The following is a 15,355-nucleotide window of genomic DNA, read 5'->3' on the forward strand; positions in this document are numbered from 1 at the left end:
TTACGACGGGCGTGCGGGTGACCGCGCGGAAAAAGAGGGCGGGCGAGGACCATGGACGTGATGCCGCTGCTTTTGCTGGTGGCCGGCAGTGCCGCGGTGGCGGGGGCCGCCCGGCGCACCCCGCTGCCGGCGCCGTTGCTGCTCGTGGCGGTCAGCCTCGCGGTCTCGTACCTGCCGGGTGTCCCGCACTACACGCTCGACCCCGACGTCGTCCTGCCCCTGGTGCTGCCCCCGCTGCTGTACAAGGAGGGCACCGAGAGCTCGTACCTCGACCTGCGGGCCCAGATGCGGCCCGTGGGAATGCTGTCGGTCGGGTACGTGCTCTTCGCGACCTTCGTCGTCGGCTGGGCCGCCTACCTGGTCGTTCCGGGGCTGCCGCTGCCCGCGGCGCTGGTGCTCGGCGCCGTGGTGGCGCCGACGGACGCGGTCGCGGCCGCGGCCATCGCGCGCCGGGTCGGGCTGCCGTCGCGGATCACCACGATCCTCCAGGGCGAGTCCCTGCTGAACGACGCCACCGCGATCACCGCCTACAAGGTGGCCCTCGGCGCCGCCGTCGGCGCGGGCGCCACCTGGGCGGGCGGGATCGAGGAGTTCCTGCTGGCGGCGGTCGGCGGTGTCGCGGTCGGACTCGTGCTCATGGTGCCGATCCACTGGCTGCGCACGCACCTCAAGGAGGCGCTGCTCCAGAACACCCTCTCGCTGCTGATCCCGTTCGTCGCCTACGGCGTCGCCGAGCAACTGCACGGCTCCGGCGTCCTCGCCGTCGTGGTGGTCGCGGTCTACCTCGGACACCGCGCATGGGAGGTCGACTTCGCCACCCGGCTCCAGGAGGACGCCGTGTGGCGCATGGTCGCCTTCCTCCTGGAGTCGGCGGTGTTCGCGCTGATCGGCCTGCAGCTGCCACGGGTGCTCAAGGGCCTCGGCGAGTACGAGGGCGTCGACGCCGCCTGGTACGCGGTCGCCGTCTTCCTCGTGGTCGTCGCGGCCCGGTTCGTGTGGGTCTACCCCGCGACCTTCCTGCCGCGGATGCTCTTCGGACGCATCCGGGAGCGCGAGGACAACCCCACCTGGCGGGCCCCGGCCGTGACGTCGTGGGCCGGCATGCGGGGCGTGGTCTCCCTGGCCATCGCCTTCTCGATCCCGGCCACGGTGCACGGGGGCGGCGCCTTCCCGCAGCGCAACCTGATCCTCTTCCTGACCTTCACCACCGTCATCGGCACGCTGGTCGTGCAGGGCCTCTCGCTCCCGCTGGTGATCCGCCTGATGCGCTTCCCCGGCCGCGACCGGCAGGCCGAGACGCTCGCCGAGGCCAACGCCCAGGCACAGGCCTCCCGGGCCGCCGAGGGCCGCCTGGACGATCTCCTCGCCGACGAGCGCAACGCCCTGCCCCCGCCGCTCGCCGACCGCCTGCGCACCGTCCTGGAGCGCCGCCGCAACGCCGTCTGGGAACGGCTCGGCCAGGTCAACGTCATCACCGGCGAGTCCGTGGACGACACCTACCGCCGTCTGTCCCGCGAGATGATCAGTGCCGAGCGCGAGGTCTTCGTCAAGCTCCGCGACCACCGCTACATCGACGACGAGATGCTCCGCGCGCTCCTGCGCAGGCTCGACCTGGAGGAAGCGGCCGCCTACAGGGAGGTCGATTAGGGCTGCGGGAACGGCCGCCCGGTGACGACCGCCGCGACCGTCGTCCCGCGCGCGAAGGCGCCCTCCTCGGCCAGGGCCACAAGTCCGTACAGCAACTTGGCGACATAGAGACGCTCGACGGGCAGTGCGTGCCGCTGCTCGAAGTCCTCGGCGAAGGCGTCGAGTGCGGGGGCCGTGCGGGCGTAGCCGCCGAAGTGGAAGCGGTCGTCGAGGGACCAGGCGCCGGTGCGGGCGCCGAAGGCGCGCTCCTGGAGGGCCTCTATGTCGTGCGCCAGGAAACCGCCCTTGAGCACCGGTATCCCGAGGGCGCGCTGCCTGGCGGCCAGCCCGGCGGCGAGTCCGGCGAGCGTGCCGCCCGTGCCACAGGCGACGGCCACGACGTCGGCGCGGCCGCGCAGCTCCTCGCCGAGGGCCCGGCAGCCGCGCACGGCCTGCGCGTTGCTGCCGCCCTCCGGGACGACGTACGCGCCCTCCGCGCCGGCCGCGCGCAGGATCGCGGCCAGGGTCTCCGGCTCGCTCTTGTGCCGGTACGTCGATCTGTCGACGAAGTGCAGCCGCATGCCGTCGGCCGCGCACCGGGACAGGGACGGGTTGAGCGGGCGGCCGGCCAGCTCCTGGCCGCGGACCACGCCGGTGGTCCCCAGCCCGAGCAGCCGGCCCGCGGCGGCCGTGGCCCGCAGATGGTTGGAGTAGGCCCCGCCGAAGGTGACCAGCGCCCGGCCCTGGGCCGCCTCGATGTTCGGCACCAGCTTGCGCCACTTGTTGCCGATCAGCTCCGGGTGGATCAGGTCGTCCCGCTTGAGCAGCAGCCGGACGCCGTGCCGGGAGAAACGGTCGTCCCGCAGCTCCTGAAGGGGAGACGGCAGGCGCGGGGCGAGCGAGTCGGTGCTGGTCACGCCCTCATTGTCGCCCGGCGCCGCCTTGCGGCCAGAGCCTGTCCGGCGGATCGGGCAGGCCCCGCCGATTCCGGCATGATCCGGCGGACAGGTCCTAGGCCGGTCCTAGGCCTCCTGGAGCCGCTCGCCGATCCGCTCGCGCAGCCGCTGCATCGTGAACCCGCGCGGGTCCACCTTGCCCGGCTGCCACTCCAGGTGGCCGATGACCGAGCGTGCCGACCAGGCGTGGCGGCGGCACACGGCCGCGGCCGCCCGCACGATCGTCTCCAGCTGCGCCTCGGGCCAGGGGTCCTCGCCGTCGCCCAGGTTCTCGCACTCGAAGCCGTAGAAGTGCCGGTTGCCGTCGGTGTTCGCCTCGTTGTCCGGCGGCAGCGCCTGCTCGGCGATCACCGCCCGCAGGACGTCGTCGTCGCCGGCGCCGGCGTGGTTGGCGCGGCCGTAGCCGACCAGGTGGACCGTGCCGTCCTTGGTGATCACGCCGTGGCACAGCGGGCCCGGCAGCTCCGTGTGACCGTCCCGGCAGATCTCCACGGTCTGCGCGCTGCCGTGGGTCACCGTGTGGTGGATCATCACGCCGTGGACGGGCCCCCAGGGGCCCTTGTGGTTGCGGTTGTGGTTCCGCCAGTCGCCGACCTCGACGACGGTGACGCCCTCCGCTCGAAGCGCGTCCAGGAACCCGCTTGCGGACATGGGTGGGGCCATGGCCGCCCTCCTTCGTGCCCGGTGGCCGCCGGTCGCGGCCTTCTCGTACCGCTGCTTCTACCGAAACCGGACGTCTTTGGCTAAATCGTTCGGATGCTGTGCGAGCCGATCCGGACAGAAGGTGCATCGAGCGGGAGGTGGACAAGGTCCCTCTTTCTGCCCAGTAGTGCGATGATCCATTCCCGCTCGTTCGGGTAATGGTGCGGGTGCGGTCCGTGATGGAAGGCTCGCTCGTGAGACCGGTGTGCAATGCGGCGCCGGGCATACAGGAGAGGGCATTTTCTTATGTCGGTAGGCGATGAGGTCCGCACCGAACAGGGCAAGCCGCAGCAGTCTCTCGGCACCTCGGCGGCGCGGAACCTGGCCACCACGACCAAGTCCGTTCCGCAGATGCAGGAGATCAGCTCCCGCTGGCTGCTGCGGACGCTGCCCTGGGTGGACGTACAGGGCGGCACGTACCGGGTGAACCGGCGACTGACGTTCGCCGTCGGCGACGGCCGTATCACCTTCGTGAAGACCGGCGACCAGGTCGAGGTCATCCCGGCCGAGCTCGGCGAGCTGCCGGCCCTGCGGTCGTACGAGGACGACGAGGTGCTGACGGAGCTGGCCCGGCGCTGCCGCCAGCGCGACTTCGCGCCGGGCGAGGTGATCGCCGACTTCGGCAACCAGACCAATGAGGTGTACCTGCTGGCCCACGGCAGGGTCGAGAAGATCGGCACGGGTCCGTACGGCGACGACGCGGTCCTCGGGGTCCTCGCCGACGGCTCCTACTTCGGTGAGCAGGCGCTGCTGGACCCGGACGCCATCTGGGAGTACACCGCCCGCGCGGACACCGCGTGCACAGTGCTGATCCTCAGCCGCCAGGACTTCGGGCAGGTCGCCGAGCGCGCCGACTCGCTGCGCGAACACCTCCAGCGGCTGCGCTCGATTCCCGCTCAGCAGACCAACAAGTACGGCGAGAAAGAGGTCGCGCTGGCGGCCGGCCACAGCGGTGAGCCGGACATCCCGCACACCTTCGTGGACTACGAGGCCCGGCCGCGCGAGTACGAACTGAGCATCGCCCAGACCGTGCTGCGCATCCACTCGCGCGTGGCCGACCTGTACAACCAGCCGATGAACCAGACCGAGCAGCAGCTGCGGCTCACGGTCGAGGCGCTGAAGGAGCGCCAGGAGCACGAGCTGGTGAACAACCGGGAGTTCGGGCTGCTGCACAACTGCGAGTACGACCAGCGGCTCCAGCCGCACGACGGCGTGCCCAGCCCGGACGACATGGACGAGCTGCTCAGCCGTCGGCGCAGCACCAAGCTGTTCCTGGCCCACCCGCGCGCCATCTCCGCGTTCGGGCGCGAGCTGAACAAGCGAGGGCTGGTCCCGGAGAGCGTCGAGATCGGCGGCAACCGCATCCCCACCTGGCGCGGTGTGCCGATCTACCCGTGCAACAAGATCCCGGTCAGCGAGGCCCGTACGACCTCGATCATCGCCATGCGTACCGGCGAGGCCGACCAGGGCGTCGTCGGGCTCAGGCAGTCCGGCCTCCCGGACGAGATCGAGCCGAGCCTGTCCGTGCGGTTCATGGGCATCAACGAACAGGCCATCATCAAGTACCTGGTGACGGCGTACTACTCGGCCGCGGTCCTGGTGCCCGACGCGCTCGGGGTGCTGGAAAACGTCGAGATCGGCCGGTGGAGGTGACGTTTCCGCACTTCGCGGCCGTGTTCCCGCCCTTCGGGGCGGGTACATCCTCGGGGTATGCGTCCAGCCGGAGCGGAAGCGCCACGGTCCGCGGACTGTGCGAGGGGGGCTCATGGCCGAGTTCATGACGGGGACCAAACAGCGTTCGCCCGGGGCGACGCGGTCCGGTGGGGCGGGGGGTGACGCCGGGGCCGGTCCGCTCGACGGGCAGGAGGCGGCGGCACTGCTGGAGCGGACCCGGGCCCTCGTCGACCCGGAGCTGCGGGCGGCCGTCGAGTCGCTGCCCGGCTCGATGCGCCGGGTCGCGCTCTACCACTTCGGCTGGGAGCACGTGGACGGCAGCCCGGCGGCGGGCAACGCGGGCAAGGCGATAAGGCCCGCCCTGGTCCTCGCCGCGGCCGCCGCGCTGGGCGGGCCGGGGGCGAGGGTGGCGGCCGTCCGGGCGGCCGCCGCGGTCGAACTGGTCCACAACTTCACGTTGTTGCACGACGACGTGATGGACCGGGACACCTCCCGCCGGCACCGGCCCACCGCATGGACCGTGTTCGGCGACGCCGACGCGATCCTCGCCGGGGACGCCCTGCAGGCACTGGCCCTGCGGCTGCTCGCCGAGGATCCGCACCCGGCCTCCGGTGCGGCGGCGGCCCGGCTCGCCGACTGTGTCGTGGAGCTGTGTGCCGGGCAGCACACCGACACGGCCATGGAGCTGCGCGCTCCCGACGAGGTCACCCTGGACGAGGTGCTTGCCATGTCCGAGGCGAAGACCGGCGCGCTGCTCGGCTGTGCCTGCGCCCTCGGCGCGCTGTACGCGGGCGCCTGTGACGAGGACGTGGTGGCGCTGGACGGCTTCGGCCGCCAGGCCGGGCTCGCCTTCCAGCTGATCGACGACGTGATCGGCATATGGGGTGACCCACAGCGCACCGGCAAGCCGGCCGGTGCGGATCTCGCGGTCCGCAAGAAGTCCCTGCCGGTGGTGGCGGCCCTCGCCTCCGGCACCCCGGCAGCGGCCGAACTGGCCGCGCTGTACGGGAAGCCGTACGTCAAGGGGGAGGCCGGGGACGGCGGTGAGATCGCCCGGACGGCACTGGCCGTCGAGCGGGCCGGCGGCCGGGACTGGGCGCAGGCCGAGGCGGCCGACCGGATGAGCCTGGCGATGCAGGAGCTGGCCCGCGCCGTGCCCGCACCGGAGGATGCGGGCGGCCTGCTGGCCCTGGCCGAGTTCGTGACCCGACGCACCGTCTGAGACTGCCGGTCAGGGCAGGCGACTGACAGCGGGCTCGCCCTGGCCGTACCCGCCACGACGAACATCCGAGGCTGCCGGTCCGGGCGGTCGACAGCGGCTGCGGCTGCGGCTGCCGTGCCGACGGCCGACGGCCGACACGCCCTGGTCGTGCCGGGAGGTGGTCTCCCCGGGGCGGATCCACGCTGTGTGGTCGGTCTCCGTGGAGGCGTTGCGGGTCCGCCGGCCCTCGGGGAGGGCGGCCTCCACGAACATCCGAGGCTGCCGTGACCGGCGGCCGAGGAAAGACCCCGGAGCCACCGGGGCCGTGCGGTTCCTGACCCCGCACGGCTGCCGGGGGCTCCGGCCCGGCGGGTCCCGCGCATCCCCACGGCGCGCGGGGCCCGGCGCACTTCATGGCCCCACCCTGAGGCTCTCGCCCGACCAGCCTGCGGGCCGTGGTCCACCGCGTTACGGCTGCTTCCCTACGCCTCAGGGACGATCGTCGTCACGATTCTCTCGACCAGGCCGTCCGGCACGCTCACCCCGTTCAGGATGCCGTCCAGGACGCCGGGCAGGGTCAGGTGTTCCAGGATGAGGCCGAGCATCGCGAGATAGAGCACGGTGACGGTCTCGTCGCCGCCGGGCAGGCCCGCCTGCCGGTGGAACTCCATGCCCTGCTCCAGGTCTCCGCGCACCGACTCGGTGTAGGAGGCGCGCAGTTCGGGGCGCCGGGTGGCCTCCAGACGCATCTCCAGCAGGGCCAGGTAGCCCGTCCGGTCGCGGGTCGCGCGGTCCATGAGGTCCCGCATGAAGGCCGCGACCAGGGAGCGGTCGCGCCGTCCGCGCAGCAGCGCCTCCATCACCTCGGGGTCCGGCGCGAGCCGCAGGTGCAGCCGGGCGTCGATCTGGCGGAGCAGATCGTCGCGGCTGGTGAAGTAGTTGGAGGCGGTACCGGTGGGCACGCCTGCCTCGTTGTCCACCGCGCGGAAGGTGAGCCCGCGCGCACCCTCCCGCGCCAGCACCGTGATCCCGGCGTCCACCAGCGCCGCCCGCCGTTCCGGATTGCCCGCCATACGGAATCCCTTCCCTCACTTTTCCTCGGTGCCGATTGCATCCCGTAAATGCCTTGCCACCACTACAGGTGGAGTACTACAAATGAAGCACTTCAACCGGAGTGGTTATCTCGCCGCTCCGCAGCCTACGAAAAGAGACCAAGCTTGCGAAAGCTCACGTACTTCATCGCCTGCTCGCTCGACGGCTTCATCGGCGACGAACACGGCGACGGCACCGCGATGCTCCGCTTCCTGGACGAGGAGTACTTCGACTTCCTCAAGGCGGAGTTCGCGGAGACCCTGCCCACCCACGTCCGCCGGCAGCTCGGCCTGGACCACCTGGAGAACCGGCGGTTCGACACCGTCATCCAGGGCCGGGCCAGCTACGAGGTGGCGCTGAAGGAGGGCATCACCAGCCCCTTCGCCCACCTGCGCGAGTACGTCGCCTCGCGCACCCTGGGCACGTCGCCCGACCCGCACGTCGAGATCGTCGACGGCGACCTGACCGGCCGGGTCCGCGAACTCAAGGCGGAGGACGGCGGGTTGGACATCTTCCTCTGCGGAGGCTCCCAGGTCGCCGGAGCCCTGCTCGACGAGATCGACGAACTCGTCATCAAGACCTACCCGATCGTCTACGGCACCGGCATGCCGATGTTCGGCACCGGCCTCGACATCAAGGAGTTCACCCTGGACTCGGTGCGCACCTTCGGCAACGGCGCGCTCGTGCGGACGTACCACAGGAAGCGCTGACCCCCGGCCCGCCCTACCCTGAGGGCATGGACAGCGAGGGACACGTCTGTCCCGTCTGCGGACAGCCCGTCGAAACGGTCGTCGGGCGGCACAAGACCCTGGGCGCCTGGGTGCCGGTGTGGGGCCCCGGGCCGTGCCGCAACCCCGGCTGCGCGGCCTACGGGGAGCCGGCCGAGCCCGCGGCCCGTGCCGCCGGGACCGCGCAACCGCACCCCGGAGAATCCGCCGCGGAAAAATCCTGAGCCCGTGTCGAGAAGCCCGGCCCGGCTCCGACGTTCCCTGCGAGAGCCGCCCTGAGAGGGCGGCCCCGAGCCGAAGGAGCGGACCATGAAGTACCTGGTGATGGTGCAGGGCACCCAGGCGGACTACGACGCTTTGCACGGCAGGCCCTCCGAGCACGCCCCGGCCTGGACCGAGGCGGAGCTCAAGGCCATGTACCTGTACATGGGCGCGATCAGCGACGACCTCGCCGAGTCCGGCGAACTCGTCGACGCCCAGGGCCTGGCCGAGCCCGCCCGGACCCGGCTGGTCGCGCGCGGCAAGGACGGCGAGACCGTGATCACCGACGGCCCGTACGGCGAGTCCGAGGAGCTGATGGCCGGCTACTGGGTGGTGGACTGCGCGAGCCTGGAGCGGGTCACCGAGATCGCCGAGCGCGTCACCCGCTGCCCCGGCCCCGAGGGCCTGACCGAATACCCCGTGGTGATCCGGCCGGTCATGGACGGCGCCGGGGACATCTGACCCCCCATGACCGCTGCGGCGGGCATCGAGGAGCTGTTGCGCCTGCATGCGCCCGCAGGTCCTCGGCGCGCTGGTGCGGCGCTACGGGCCCTTCGACGCCGCCGAGGACGCCGTACAGGAAGCCCTGCTCGCGGCGGCCCTCGCTGTCCGTGATGCCCCGCCCGACCGGGCGCCCCGCGAGGACGACACCCCCAGCCTGCACTTCCTGTGCTTCCACCCCGACCTGACCGCGGCTGCCCGCCCTCCCGCACACCCTCTACCTGTTCTTCAACGAGGGCTGCACCGCGACCTCCGGCACCGCCCTCCAGCGGCGCGACCTGGCCGGTGAGGTGATTCGGCCGACGCCGTACACGACGAGGCACCCTCCGCCGAGGCCACGGACTGGCGGAAGATCCTCGGTCCGTACGACCTCCTCGCCCGCCGGGTCCCGGGCGCGGCGGAAAGCCTCGGCCGCGCTGTGGCCTTCGCGATGGTGCACGGCCCACAGGCCGGCCTCGCGGAACTGGAAGGACTGGAGCGGGACTTGGGCGCGAGCCCACCGGCTGGACGCGGCGCGCGGGCACCTGTGGGGGCGGGCGGGCGCCTACGACCGCGCCCGCGCCGCCTACGCGTCGGCAGCCGCCGTGCCCCTCAGCCTGCCGGGGCGGCACTATGTGCGGATGCGGGCGGCCCGGCTGGGTCCGTAGCGTGGCCGCATGCCGAAACTTCCGCACATCGTCCACATCACCGAGCGCTCCCTGTGGGAGGCGGCCCGCGAGTCCGGCACCTACGAGGTGTCCACCCGCGGCCGCACCCTCCAGGAGGAGGGCTTCGTCCACTTCTCCACCCGCGAGCAGCTCCCGCGCATCGCGGCCTTCCTGTACGGCGACTACGAAGGCCCGGACGAGCTGGTCGTCCTGGTCGTGGACCCGGTCCGGCTCCAGGTGCCGGTGAAGTACGAGGCCATGCCGCCGAACGGCGAGGAGTTCCCGCACGTGTACGGGCCGGTGCCGGTCGACGCCGTGGTGGACGTGGAACCCTGGCAGTGACCGGGCGCGCGTACGCGACTACGGCTCCCTGACAGCCGCCGCCGGCAGCCCGCCCGTCTCGGGATCCCGGCCGGTCAGGCAGTAGGTGCCACCGGCCGGGTCGCGCATCACCGCCCAGTGCGGGCCCTGGTGGACGCGGGTGGCGCCCAGCCGCTCGTGCCGGGCGCGAGTCTCCGCGATGTCCGCGCAGGCGAGGTCCAGGTGGGCGGAGGGCGGGCGTTCGTCGCCGAGCCGCTGGAGCAGGATCCGGACGGGCAGCCCCGCGGGCGGCCTGAGCACCCGGAACTCCGGCAGGGAACCCTCCCGGAGCTCCCAGCCGGTCAGCGCGGCCCAGAAGGCGGTCTCGGCGTCGTACCCGGAGGGCGGGACGTCCAGACACACCTGGTCCAGCCGGCTGCCGTCGGCCACCGGCGGCCGTACCGTCTCGCCGTGCCACGGCACGGCGCAGAACAGCTGCCCGGCGGGCGAGCGCAGCACCGCCCAGTCGCCGTGGTCCGCGACCAGGTCCGCGCCGAGGTCGCGGGCCGCCCGGGCCAGCGCCGCCGGGTCCTCGACGCAGAGGTCGAGGTGCGCGCCGCCCGCACCCTCGGCGACCCCCTGAAGCTTCACGCACGCGTCGGTCCCGTCGGGCAGCAGCGTCATGAACTCGCCTTGTTCACCGCGCGGTTCGGACGGCCGGGTGCCGGTGGCGGCCGTCCAGAAGGCGAGGGCCCCGGCGAGGCGGGCGGCGGGGCGGTCGATGAAGGCGTAGGTCCAGCGGATGGTGTTCATGGCGGGGATCGTAGGCAGCGGTCCCCGCCGCGCCGGCGGAATTTCAGTCCGCGGGCTGCTCAGTCCGCGGGCCGCTCGAGGAACCGCAGCATGTTCCCGGCCGGGTCGCGGAAGGCGCAGTCGCGCACCCCGTACGGCTGGTCCGTCGGCTCCTGGAGCACATCTGCGCCGGCCTCCCGGACCCGCTCGTACAACGCGTCGCAGTCGGCGGTGGTGAAGATGACACCGCGCAGCAGACCCTTGGCGAGCAGCTCGGCGATCGCCTGCTTGTCGGCGGGGGAGATGTCCGGGCTCGCGCCGGGCGGCTCGAGCACGATCTCCACGTCCGGCTGGAGCGGCGAGCCCACGGTGACCCACCGCATCCCCTCGAAGCCCACGTCGTTGCGGACCTCCATGCCGAGCACGTCACAGTAGAAGTGGAGTGCCTTGTCGTGGTCGTCCACGGCGATGAAGCACTGCTTGAGTTTCAGGTCCATGGCCTCACGCTAGGCCCAGCCGGGCCGCCGTGCGCGGGAGTGCTTCAGTACGGCCTGCGGCGCGGGCGGGTGAACGAGCGGGCCACACAGGACGGGATCATCGCGCTCTCTTCGTGGGAGCCGGCCCGGTAGGCGCTCGGGGTCTGGCCGACCAGCTCGGTGAACCGGGAGCTGAACGAGCCGAGGGAGGTGCAGCCGACGGCGAAGCACACCTCGGTCACGGTGAGGTCGCCGCGGCGCAGCAGCGCCTTGGCCCGCTCGACCCGGCGGGTCATCAGGTAGCTGTACGGCGTCTCCCCGTACGCCTTGCGGAAGCTGCGCTGGAAGTGGCCCGGCGACATGTGGGCGCCACGGGCCAGCTCGGTCATGTCGAGCGGCTCGGCGTACTCGCGGTCCATGCGGTCGCGCACCCGCCGCAGCCGCACCAGGTCCTCCAGGGTCATTCGCTCAGCTTGGCACGGAGGCGTTCGCGCAGGCAGGCGTCGAACGCTTGCGTGGCAGTCGGGCATGGGGCGCTTCACGCAGGCCAGACCGAACGCTTTCGGACAGGAACGCACAACACAATCCCCCGACTTCGACACTCCCTTCGCCTCCAGTTCGCCTGGCATTGGCCTGTGCTTGCTTCCCTCGGGGAATGGACCACATCACGTTCCTCGTGGCGGTCGTCATCGTCACGGCGCTGGCCTTCGACTTCACCAACGGATTCCACGACACGGCGAACGCGATGGCGACGTCCATCGCGACCGGGGCGCTGAAACCACGGACCGCCGTTCTGGTGAGCGGCATGCTGAACATCGCGGGTGCCTTCCTGTCCACCGAGGTCGCCAGGACGATCTCCGGCGGGATCGTGGACGACACACTCGTCAGCCCGGCGATGATCTTCGCCGGGCTGGTCGGCGCGATCCTGTGGAACCTCGTGACCTGGCTCGCCGGACTGCCGTCCAGTTCCTCGCACGCCCTGTTCGGCGGGCTCATCGGGGCCGTCTGGGTCGGCGCGGGGGCCGACGGCGTGCACTTCGAGAAGGTGGTCGAGAAGGTGCTGATCCCGGCGGTGGCCTCGCCGGTGGTGGCGGGCGTCGCGGCGCTGATCGCCACCTACCTCGCCTACAAGCTCACCGAGCGGGCCCGTAAGGAAACGGTCACCAAGGGCTTCCGGATCGGCCAGATAGCCTCGGCCTCGCTGGTCTCGCTGGCGCACGGCACCAACGACGCGCAGAAGACGATGGGCGTCATCACCCTCACCCTCATCTCGGCGGGCGCCCTCGGGCACGAGGCCGGCCCGCCGGTCTGGGTGATCGCCTCGGCAGGCCTCGCCATCGGCCTCGGCACCTACCTGGGCGGCTGGCGGATCATCCGCACGATGGGCAAGGGCCTCACCGAGATCCAGTCCCCGCAGGGCTTCGCCGCCGAGACGGCCTCCACGACCGTGATCCTGACCTCCGCCCACCTCGGTTTCGCGCTGTCCACCACCCAGGTCGCCTCGGGCAGCATCCTCGGCGCCGGTCTGGGCCGCCGCCTGGCGGAGGTCCGCTGGGGCGTCGCGGGCCGCATGGTGGCCGCCTGGCTGATCACCCTGCCCGCGGCCGCGCTGGTCGGCGGGCTCGCCGCGAGCGTGGTCAAGCACGGCGGCAACGCCGGCACGGCGGTGATCGCCCTGGTCGCACTCGCCCTCGCGACCGTCATCGTCCTCGCCTCGCGCCGCAACCCGGTGCACGCGAACAACGTCAACGACGACCAAGCGGTCACCCTCCGCACCGCCGCGCCGACCCACGTCGGCACGGCCGCCTGAGCCGACCTGAGCCAAGGAGACCCCCCATGCATCTCGACTGGACCGCACTCGGCCAGGTCACCGCGGTGAGCATCGGCGTCACTGTCGCCGTGGTCTGCGTCTTCGCCCTCGGCGTCCTCGGCCTCGCCCGGACCGACGACTCGCGCGAACACCCGGACGGCGCCCGCGCCCTGGGCCTCACGCAGGCGGCGCTGTGCTTCCTGGCGTGCGCGGCGGTGGTGGCGTACGGGATATATCTGATCGTTCCGCAGTTCCACTGACGCAGGCGAGGGCGGACGAGATGACACCTCTGATGACGGAGGGCCTGCGGGTCGACTACACCGACCACGACGACCCCGTACTGATCCGGCCCGACGGCACCTTGGTGGACACCTGGCGGGAGAACTACCCGTACGACCACCGGATGGAGCGCAAGGAGTACGAGTGGCACAAGCGGCTCCAGCAGATCGAACTGCTGAAGCTGCAGAGCTGGATCAAGGAGACCGGCCGCCGGCTCGTCATCGTCTTCGAGGGACGGGACGCGGCCGGCAAGGGCGGCACCATCAAGCGGTTCACCGAGCACCTGAACCCGCGCGGCGCACGCGTGGTGGCGCTGGAGAAGCCGACCGAGCGCGAGCGGGGCCAGTGGTACCTCCAGCGGTACGTCGAACACCTGCCGACCGCCGGCGAGATCGTGCTCTTCGACCGCTCCTGGTACAACCGCGCCGGTGTGGAGCGGGTGATGGGCTTCTGCACGGACGACGAGTACCGGCGCTTCATGCGTCAGGCGCCCCTGTTCGAGCGGATGCTCGTCGACGACGGCATCGACCTGGTCAAGTTCTGGTTCTCGGTCTCACAGGGCGAGCAGCGCACCCGCTTCACGATCCGCCAGGTCGACCCGGTACGGCAGTGGAAGCTCAGCCCGATGGACCTGGCCTCGCTGGACCGCTGGGACGACTACACGGCCGCGAAGGTTGCCATGTTCGGCGCGACGGACACCGAGCACGCCCCCTGGACCGTGGTCAAGAGCAACGACAAGAAACGGGCCCGGGTCGAGGCGATGCGCAGCGTGCTGGCGCGCTTCGCGTACGCCGACAAGGACGAGGAGGTGGTCGGCACGCCCGACCCCCGCGTCGTCGGCGCGGCAGCGGGCCTCCTGGAGGCCGGCGAGGACGACCGGGACCGCCCGTCGTGAAAGCCGCAGCCCGGGCTGCCGAGCGGGAGAGCTGATACGTCACTCGACAATATATGACGGTCACCGATATATATAGGTGGCATGAGTGACCGACCGCTTCAGGAGCCGACGCTGCTCCTGCTCACCGCCCTGGCCGACGAGCCCAGGCATGGTTACGGACTGATCCAGGAGATCGACGCGATCTCCCAGGGCCGCGTGCGGATGCGCACCGGCACCCTTTACGGCGCGCTGGACCGGCTGCTCCAGCAGGGCCTCATCCGGGTCGAGCGCGAGGAGGTCGTCGACGGCCGGGCCCGCAAGGTCTACGCCCTCGCCGAGGCCGGCCGCTCCGCGCTGGTCGCCGAGACGGAGCGGCTGCGCGCCGTCGTCGCCGAGGCGGAGCGCCGGATGGCCACCAGGCGCGCCTTCGCCACCGGCCCGAAAGGGGCCCTGGCATGACGGAGCGACACCAGCCGCGCGCCCTCCGCTGGGCGCTGCGCTGTCACCCCGCCGCCTACCGCGCCGAGCACGAGGCCGAGCTGACCGCGATCTACGCCGAGGCCACGGAGGACGCCGGCTCGCTCGGCCGGCTGCGCGAGGCGCTCGACATCGCCGGCCACGGCCTGCGGCAGCGCACCGGCCTGGGCTCCGGCCGGACTGCCGGTCAGATCCTGGCGCAGGCGGCACCGCTGACTGTCGCGGTCGCGGCGGGAAGCGGCGTGGCGAGCCTGTTGTGGCTCTTCACCCCCGGCATCCGGACCCTGCCCTCGTCCTCGCTCCCGGGTGTGCTCCTCCTCGCCGACCAGGGCCTCGTGCCACTGATCTGGCTCGCGGCACTCGCGGCCGTCTGGACCGGGCGCTGGACCGTGGCCCGGACACTGGTCGTGCCGGCGACGCTGCTCCGGCTGGCCGACCTCCCCCTGCTCCTGCTCGCCCACTTCGACTTCCACGGCATCTACACGGGCGCTGTGCTGAACCTGACCGTGCCGCTGCTCACCGGCGCCCTCGTCCTCGCCGCGCCCAAGGACCTGCTCGGAACCTCCCAGCCGCAACGCGCCGCCATGACGGGAACCGCCGCCCTGGCCGTCCTGCTGTGGGGGGCACAACTGCTCGGCGACATCTACCACGCCCCTGCGCTGGGCGGCCCCCGCACCACCCACACACTCTGGGCCGGGGTCCTCGCCATCACCCTGCTCTTCACCAGGCGTCACCGGTTGCCCGCCGCGGGCTTGGCGGTGGCCGTGCTCCCTGCCGCGCTGCAGACGACGGTGCCGCTGCTGCACCCGCTCTCCCCCGCGGGCGCGGGCGCCCTGCTCGTGGTCCTGCTCAGCGGCGCGGTGCCCTTCCTCCGCGCCCGGGCAACCCCGCCGAGCGCGGCGTAGCAGAACGGCCCGTCCCCCAGCGGCACGGGCTGCGAGTTCGGTTCTGTTCAAGAA

18 protein-coding genes and 1 pseudogene are annotated in these 15,355 nt (G+C 72.0%); 13 read left to right on the forward strand and 6 right to left on the reverse strand.

The annotated features are described in order from the left end of the window. Nucleotides 1-51 precede the first annotated feature (51 nt). Entirely contained in the window at nt 52-1,647 is a 1,596-nt protein-coding gene (locus tag AQI88_RS23770; RefSeq protein ID WP_067002815.1) for a Na+/H+ antiporter, read from the forward strand. Here AQI88_RS23770 and AQI88_RS23775 read toward each other — a convergent pair. Together AQI88_RS23775 and AQI88_RS23780 are read right to left on the reverse strand one after the other, a co-directional pair. Further along, nucleotides 1,644-2,543 (reverse strand): 1-aminocyclopropane-1-carboxylate deaminase/D-cysteine desulfhydrase, encoded by a 900-nt coding sequence (locus tag AQI88_RS23775; protein WP_067002817.1) that lies wholly within the window; start codon nt 2,541-2,543, stop codon nt 1,644-1,646. The genes AQI88_RS23770 and AQI88_RS23775 overlap by 4 nt on opposite strands. 105 nt (nt 2,544-2,648) lie before the next feature. Beyond that, the gene (locus AQI88_RS23780) at nt 2,649-3,245 is read right to left on the reverse strand and encodes an N-acetylmuramoyl-L-alanine amidase (RefSeq protein ID WP_079057758.1); all 597 of its coding nucleotides are present in this window, start codon (nt 3,243-3,245) and stop codon (nt 2,649-2,651) included. 285 nt (nt 3,246-3,530) lie between these two features. Between AQI88_RS23780 and AQI88_RS23785 the strand changes: the two genes are divergently transcribed. Both AQI88_RS23785 and AQI88_RS23790 read left to right on the forward strand, forming a co-directional pair. Then, nucleotides 3,531-4,937 carry a family 2B encapsulin nanocompartment shell protein gene (locus AQI88_RS23785; protein WP_067002822.1) on the forward strand — a complete coding sequence of 469 codons (1,407 nt, stop codon included), beginning with the start codon at nt 3,531-3,533 and terminating at the stop codon, nt 4,935-4,937. Between the two features lie 112 nt (nt 4,938-5,049). After that, entirely contained in the window at nt 5,050-6,180 is a 1,131-nt protein-coding gene (locus AQI88_RS23790; protein WP_067002824.1) for a family 2 encapsulin nanocompartment cargo protein polyprenyl transferase, read from the forward strand. A 461-nt stretch (nt 6,181-6,641) separates the two neighbouring features. On the opposite strand, the gene AQI88_RS23795 is transcribed toward AQI88_RS23790, so the two are convergent. Beyond that, a complete protein-coding gene (locus tag AQI88_RS23795; RefSeq protein ID WP_067002828.1) occupies nt 6,642-7,232 on the reverse strand; it encodes a TetR/AcrR family transcriptional regulator in 591 nt (196 codons plus the stop codon). Nucleotides 7,233-7,376: 144 nt separating this feature from the next. Here AQI88_RS23795 and AQI88_RS23800 point away from each other — a divergent pair, with 144 nt between their 5' ends. The 5 genes and pseudogenes from AQI88_RS23800 (at nt 7,377) to AQI88_RS23820 (ending at nt 9,730) form a co-directional block, all read left to right on the forward strand. Continuing rightward, the gene (locus AQI88_RS23800) at nt 7,377-7,961 is read left to right on the forward strand and encodes a dihydrofolate reductase family protein (RefSeq protein ID WP_067002830.1); all 585 of its coding nucleotides are present in this window, start codon (nt 7,377-7,379) and stop codon (nt 7,959-7,961) included. Nucleotides 7,962-7,987: 26 nt separating this feature from the next. Beyond that, complete coding sequence (locus AQI88_RS23805) at nt 7,988-8,203, forward strand: hypothetical protein (RefSeq protein WP_067002832.1); 216 nt, start codon at nt 7,988-7,990, stop codon at nt 8,201-8,203. Between the two features lie 85 nt (nt 8,204-8,288). After that, nucleotides 8,289-8,702 carry a YciI family protein gene (locus AQI88_RS23810; protein ID WP_067002835.1) on the forward strand — a complete coding sequence of 138 codons (414 nt, stop codon included), beginning with the start codon at nt 8,289-8,291 and terminating at the stop codon, nt 8,700-8,702. A gap of 6 nt (nt 8,703-8,708) precedes the next feature. Further along, a pseudogene (locus tag AQI88_RS46025) lies at nt 8,709-9,388 on the forward strand (RNA polymerase sigma factor). A 9-nt stretch (nt 9,389-9,397) separates the two neighbouring features. After that, on the forward strand, nt 9,398-9,730 hold the full coding sequence (locus tag AQI88_RS23820; protein ID WP_067002839.1) for a DUF952 domain-containing protein: 333 nt from the start codon (nt 9,398-9,400) through the stop codon (nt 9,728-9,730). Between the two features lie 18 nt (nt 9,731-9,748). Here AQI88_RS23820 and AQI88_RS23825 read toward each other — a convergent pair whose 3' ends face one another. From AQI88_RS23825 to AQI88_RS23835, 3 genes are read right to left on the reverse strand one after another with little or no spacing between them, the layout of a single operon-like run. Next, nucleotides 9,749-10,501, reverse strand: coding sequence for a VOC family protein (locus AQI88_RS23825; RefSeq protein WP_067002841.1), 753 nt, complete (start codon nt 10,499-10,501; stop codon nt 9,749-9,751). Nucleotides 10,502-10,560: 59 nt separating this feature from the next. After that, nucleotides 10,561-10,977 (reverse strand): VOC family protein, encoded by a 417-nt coding sequence (locus tag AQI88_RS23830; protein WP_067002843.1) that lies wholly within the window; start codon nt 10,975-10,977, stop codon nt 10,561-10,563. Nucleotides 10,978-11,021: 44 nt separating this feature from the next. Next, nucleotides 11,022-11,420: a helix-turn-helix transcriptional regulator gene (locus AQI88_RS23835; protein WP_067002846.1), complete on the reverse strand. Its 399-nt coding sequence runs from the start codon at nt 11,418-11,420 to the stop codon at nt 11,022-11,024. Nucleotides 11,421-11,611: 191 nt separating this feature from the next. On the opposite strand from AQI88_RS23835, the gene AQI88_RS23840 reads away from it, so the two are divergent. The 5 genes from AQI88_RS23840 (at nt 11,612) to AQI88_RS23860 (ending at nt 15,301) form a co-directional block, all read left to right on the forward strand. Continuing rightward, complete coding sequence (locus AQI88_RS23840; RefSeq protein ID WP_067002848.1) at nt 11,612-12,766, forward strand: inorganic phosphate transporter; 1,155 nt, start codon at nt 11,612-11,614, stop codon at nt 12,764-12,766. Between the two features lie 26 nt (nt 12,767-12,792). Further along, nucleotides 12,793-13,026 carry a hypothetical protein gene (locus AQI88_RS23845; RefSeq protein ID WP_067002850.1) on the forward strand — a complete coding sequence of 78 codons (234 nt, stop codon included), beginning with the start codon at nt 12,793-12,795 and terminating at the stop codon, nt 13,024-13,026. A gap of 20 nt (nt 13,027-13,046) precedes the next feature. Beyond that, the gene (ppk2, locus tag AQI88_RS23850) at nt 13,047-13,940 is read left to right on the forward strand and encodes a polyphosphate kinase 2 (RefSeq protein ID WP_067002852.1); all 894 of its coding nucleotides are present in this window, start codon (nt 13,047-13,049) and stop codon (nt 13,938-13,940) included. Nucleotides 13,941-14,021: 81 nt separating this feature from the next. Beyond that, nucleotides 14,022-14,378, forward strand: coding sequence for a PadR family transcriptional regulator (locus AQI88_RS23855; RefSeq protein WP_067002855.1), 357 nt, complete (start codon nt 14,022-14,024; stop codon nt 14,376-14,378). After that, on the forward strand, nt 14,375-15,301 hold the full coding sequence (locus tag AQI88_RS23860) for a hypothetical protein (RefSeq protein ID WP_067002857.1): 927 nt from the start codon (nt 14,375-14,377) through the stop codon (nt 15,299-15,301). Before AQI88_RS23855 ends, AQI88_RS23860 begins: the two co-directional genes overlap by 4 nt. Nucleotides 15,302-15,355: the final 54 nt, after the last annotated feature.

It is taken from the genome of Streptomyces cellostaticus (assembly GCF_001513965.1).
In the GTDB taxonomy this organism is placed as follows: Bacteria; Actinomycetota; Actinomycetes; order Streptomycetales; family Streptomycetaceae; genus Streptomyces; species Streptomyces cellostaticus.

Coding starts and splice junctions, on each gene's coding strand:
- AQI88_RS23825 (WP_067002841.1), bottom strand. CDS start 10,501: ATGAACACCATCCGCTGGACCTACGCCTTCATCGACCGCCCCGCCGCC.
- AQI88_RS23830 (WP_067002843.1), bottom strand. CDS start 10,977: ATGGACCTGAAACTCAAGCAGTGCTTCATCGCCGTGGACGACCACGAC.
- AQI88_RS23770 (WP_067002815.1), top strand. CDS start 52: ATGGACGTGATGCCGCTGCTTTTGCTGGTGGCCGGCAGTGCCGCGGTG.
- AQI88_RS23805 (WP_067002832.1), top strand. CDS start 7,988: ATGGACAGCGAGGGACACGTCTGTCCCGTCTGCGGACAGCCCGTCGAA.
- AQI88_RS23790 (WP_067002824.1), top strand. CDS start 5,050: ATGGCCGAGTTCATGACGGGGACCAAACAGCGTTCGCCCGGGGCGACG.
- AQI88_RS23845 (WP_067002850.1), top strand. CDS start 12,793: ATGCATCTCGACTGGACCGCACTCGGCCAGGTCACCGCGGTGAGCATC.
- AQI88_RS23835 (WP_067002846.1), bottom strand. CDS start 11,420: ATGACCCTGGAGGACCTGGTGCGGCTGCGGCGGGTGCGCGACCGCATG.
- AQI88_RS23785 (WP_067002822.1), top strand. CDS start 3,531: ATGTCGGTAGGCGATGAGGTCCGCACCGAACAGGGCAAGCCGCAGCAG.
- AQI88_RS23860 (WP_067002857.1), top strand. CDS start 14,375: ATGACGGAGCGACACCAGCCGCGCGCCCTCCGCTGGGCGCTGCGCTGT.
- AQI88_RS23795 (WP_067002828.1), bottom strand. CDS start 7,232: ATGGCGGGCAATCCGGAACGGCGGGCGGCGCTGGTGGACGCCGGGATC.
- AQI88_RS23810 (WP_067002835.1), top strand. CDS start 8,289: ATGAAGTACCTGGTGATGGTGCAGGGCACCCAGGCGGACTACGACGCT.
- AQI88_RS23780 (WP_079057758.1), bottom strand. CDS start 3,245: ATGGCCCCACCCATGTCCGCAAGCGGGTTCCTGGACGCGCTTCGAGCG.
- AQI88_RS23855 (WP_067002855.1), top strand. CDS start 14,022: ATGAGTGACCGACCGCTTCAGGAGCCGACGCTGCTCCTGCTCACCGCC.
- ppk2 (WP_067002852.1), top strand. CDS start 13,047: ATGACACCTCTGATGACGGAGGGCCTGCGGGTCGACTACACCGACCAC.
- AQI88_RS23820 (WP_067002839.1), top strand. CDS start 9,398: ATGCCGAAACTTCCGCACATCGTCCACATCACCGAGCGCTCCCTGTGG.
- AQI88_RS23840 (WP_067002848.1), top strand. CDS start 11,612: ATGGACCACATCACGTTCCTCGTGGCGGTCGTCATCGTCACGGCGCTG.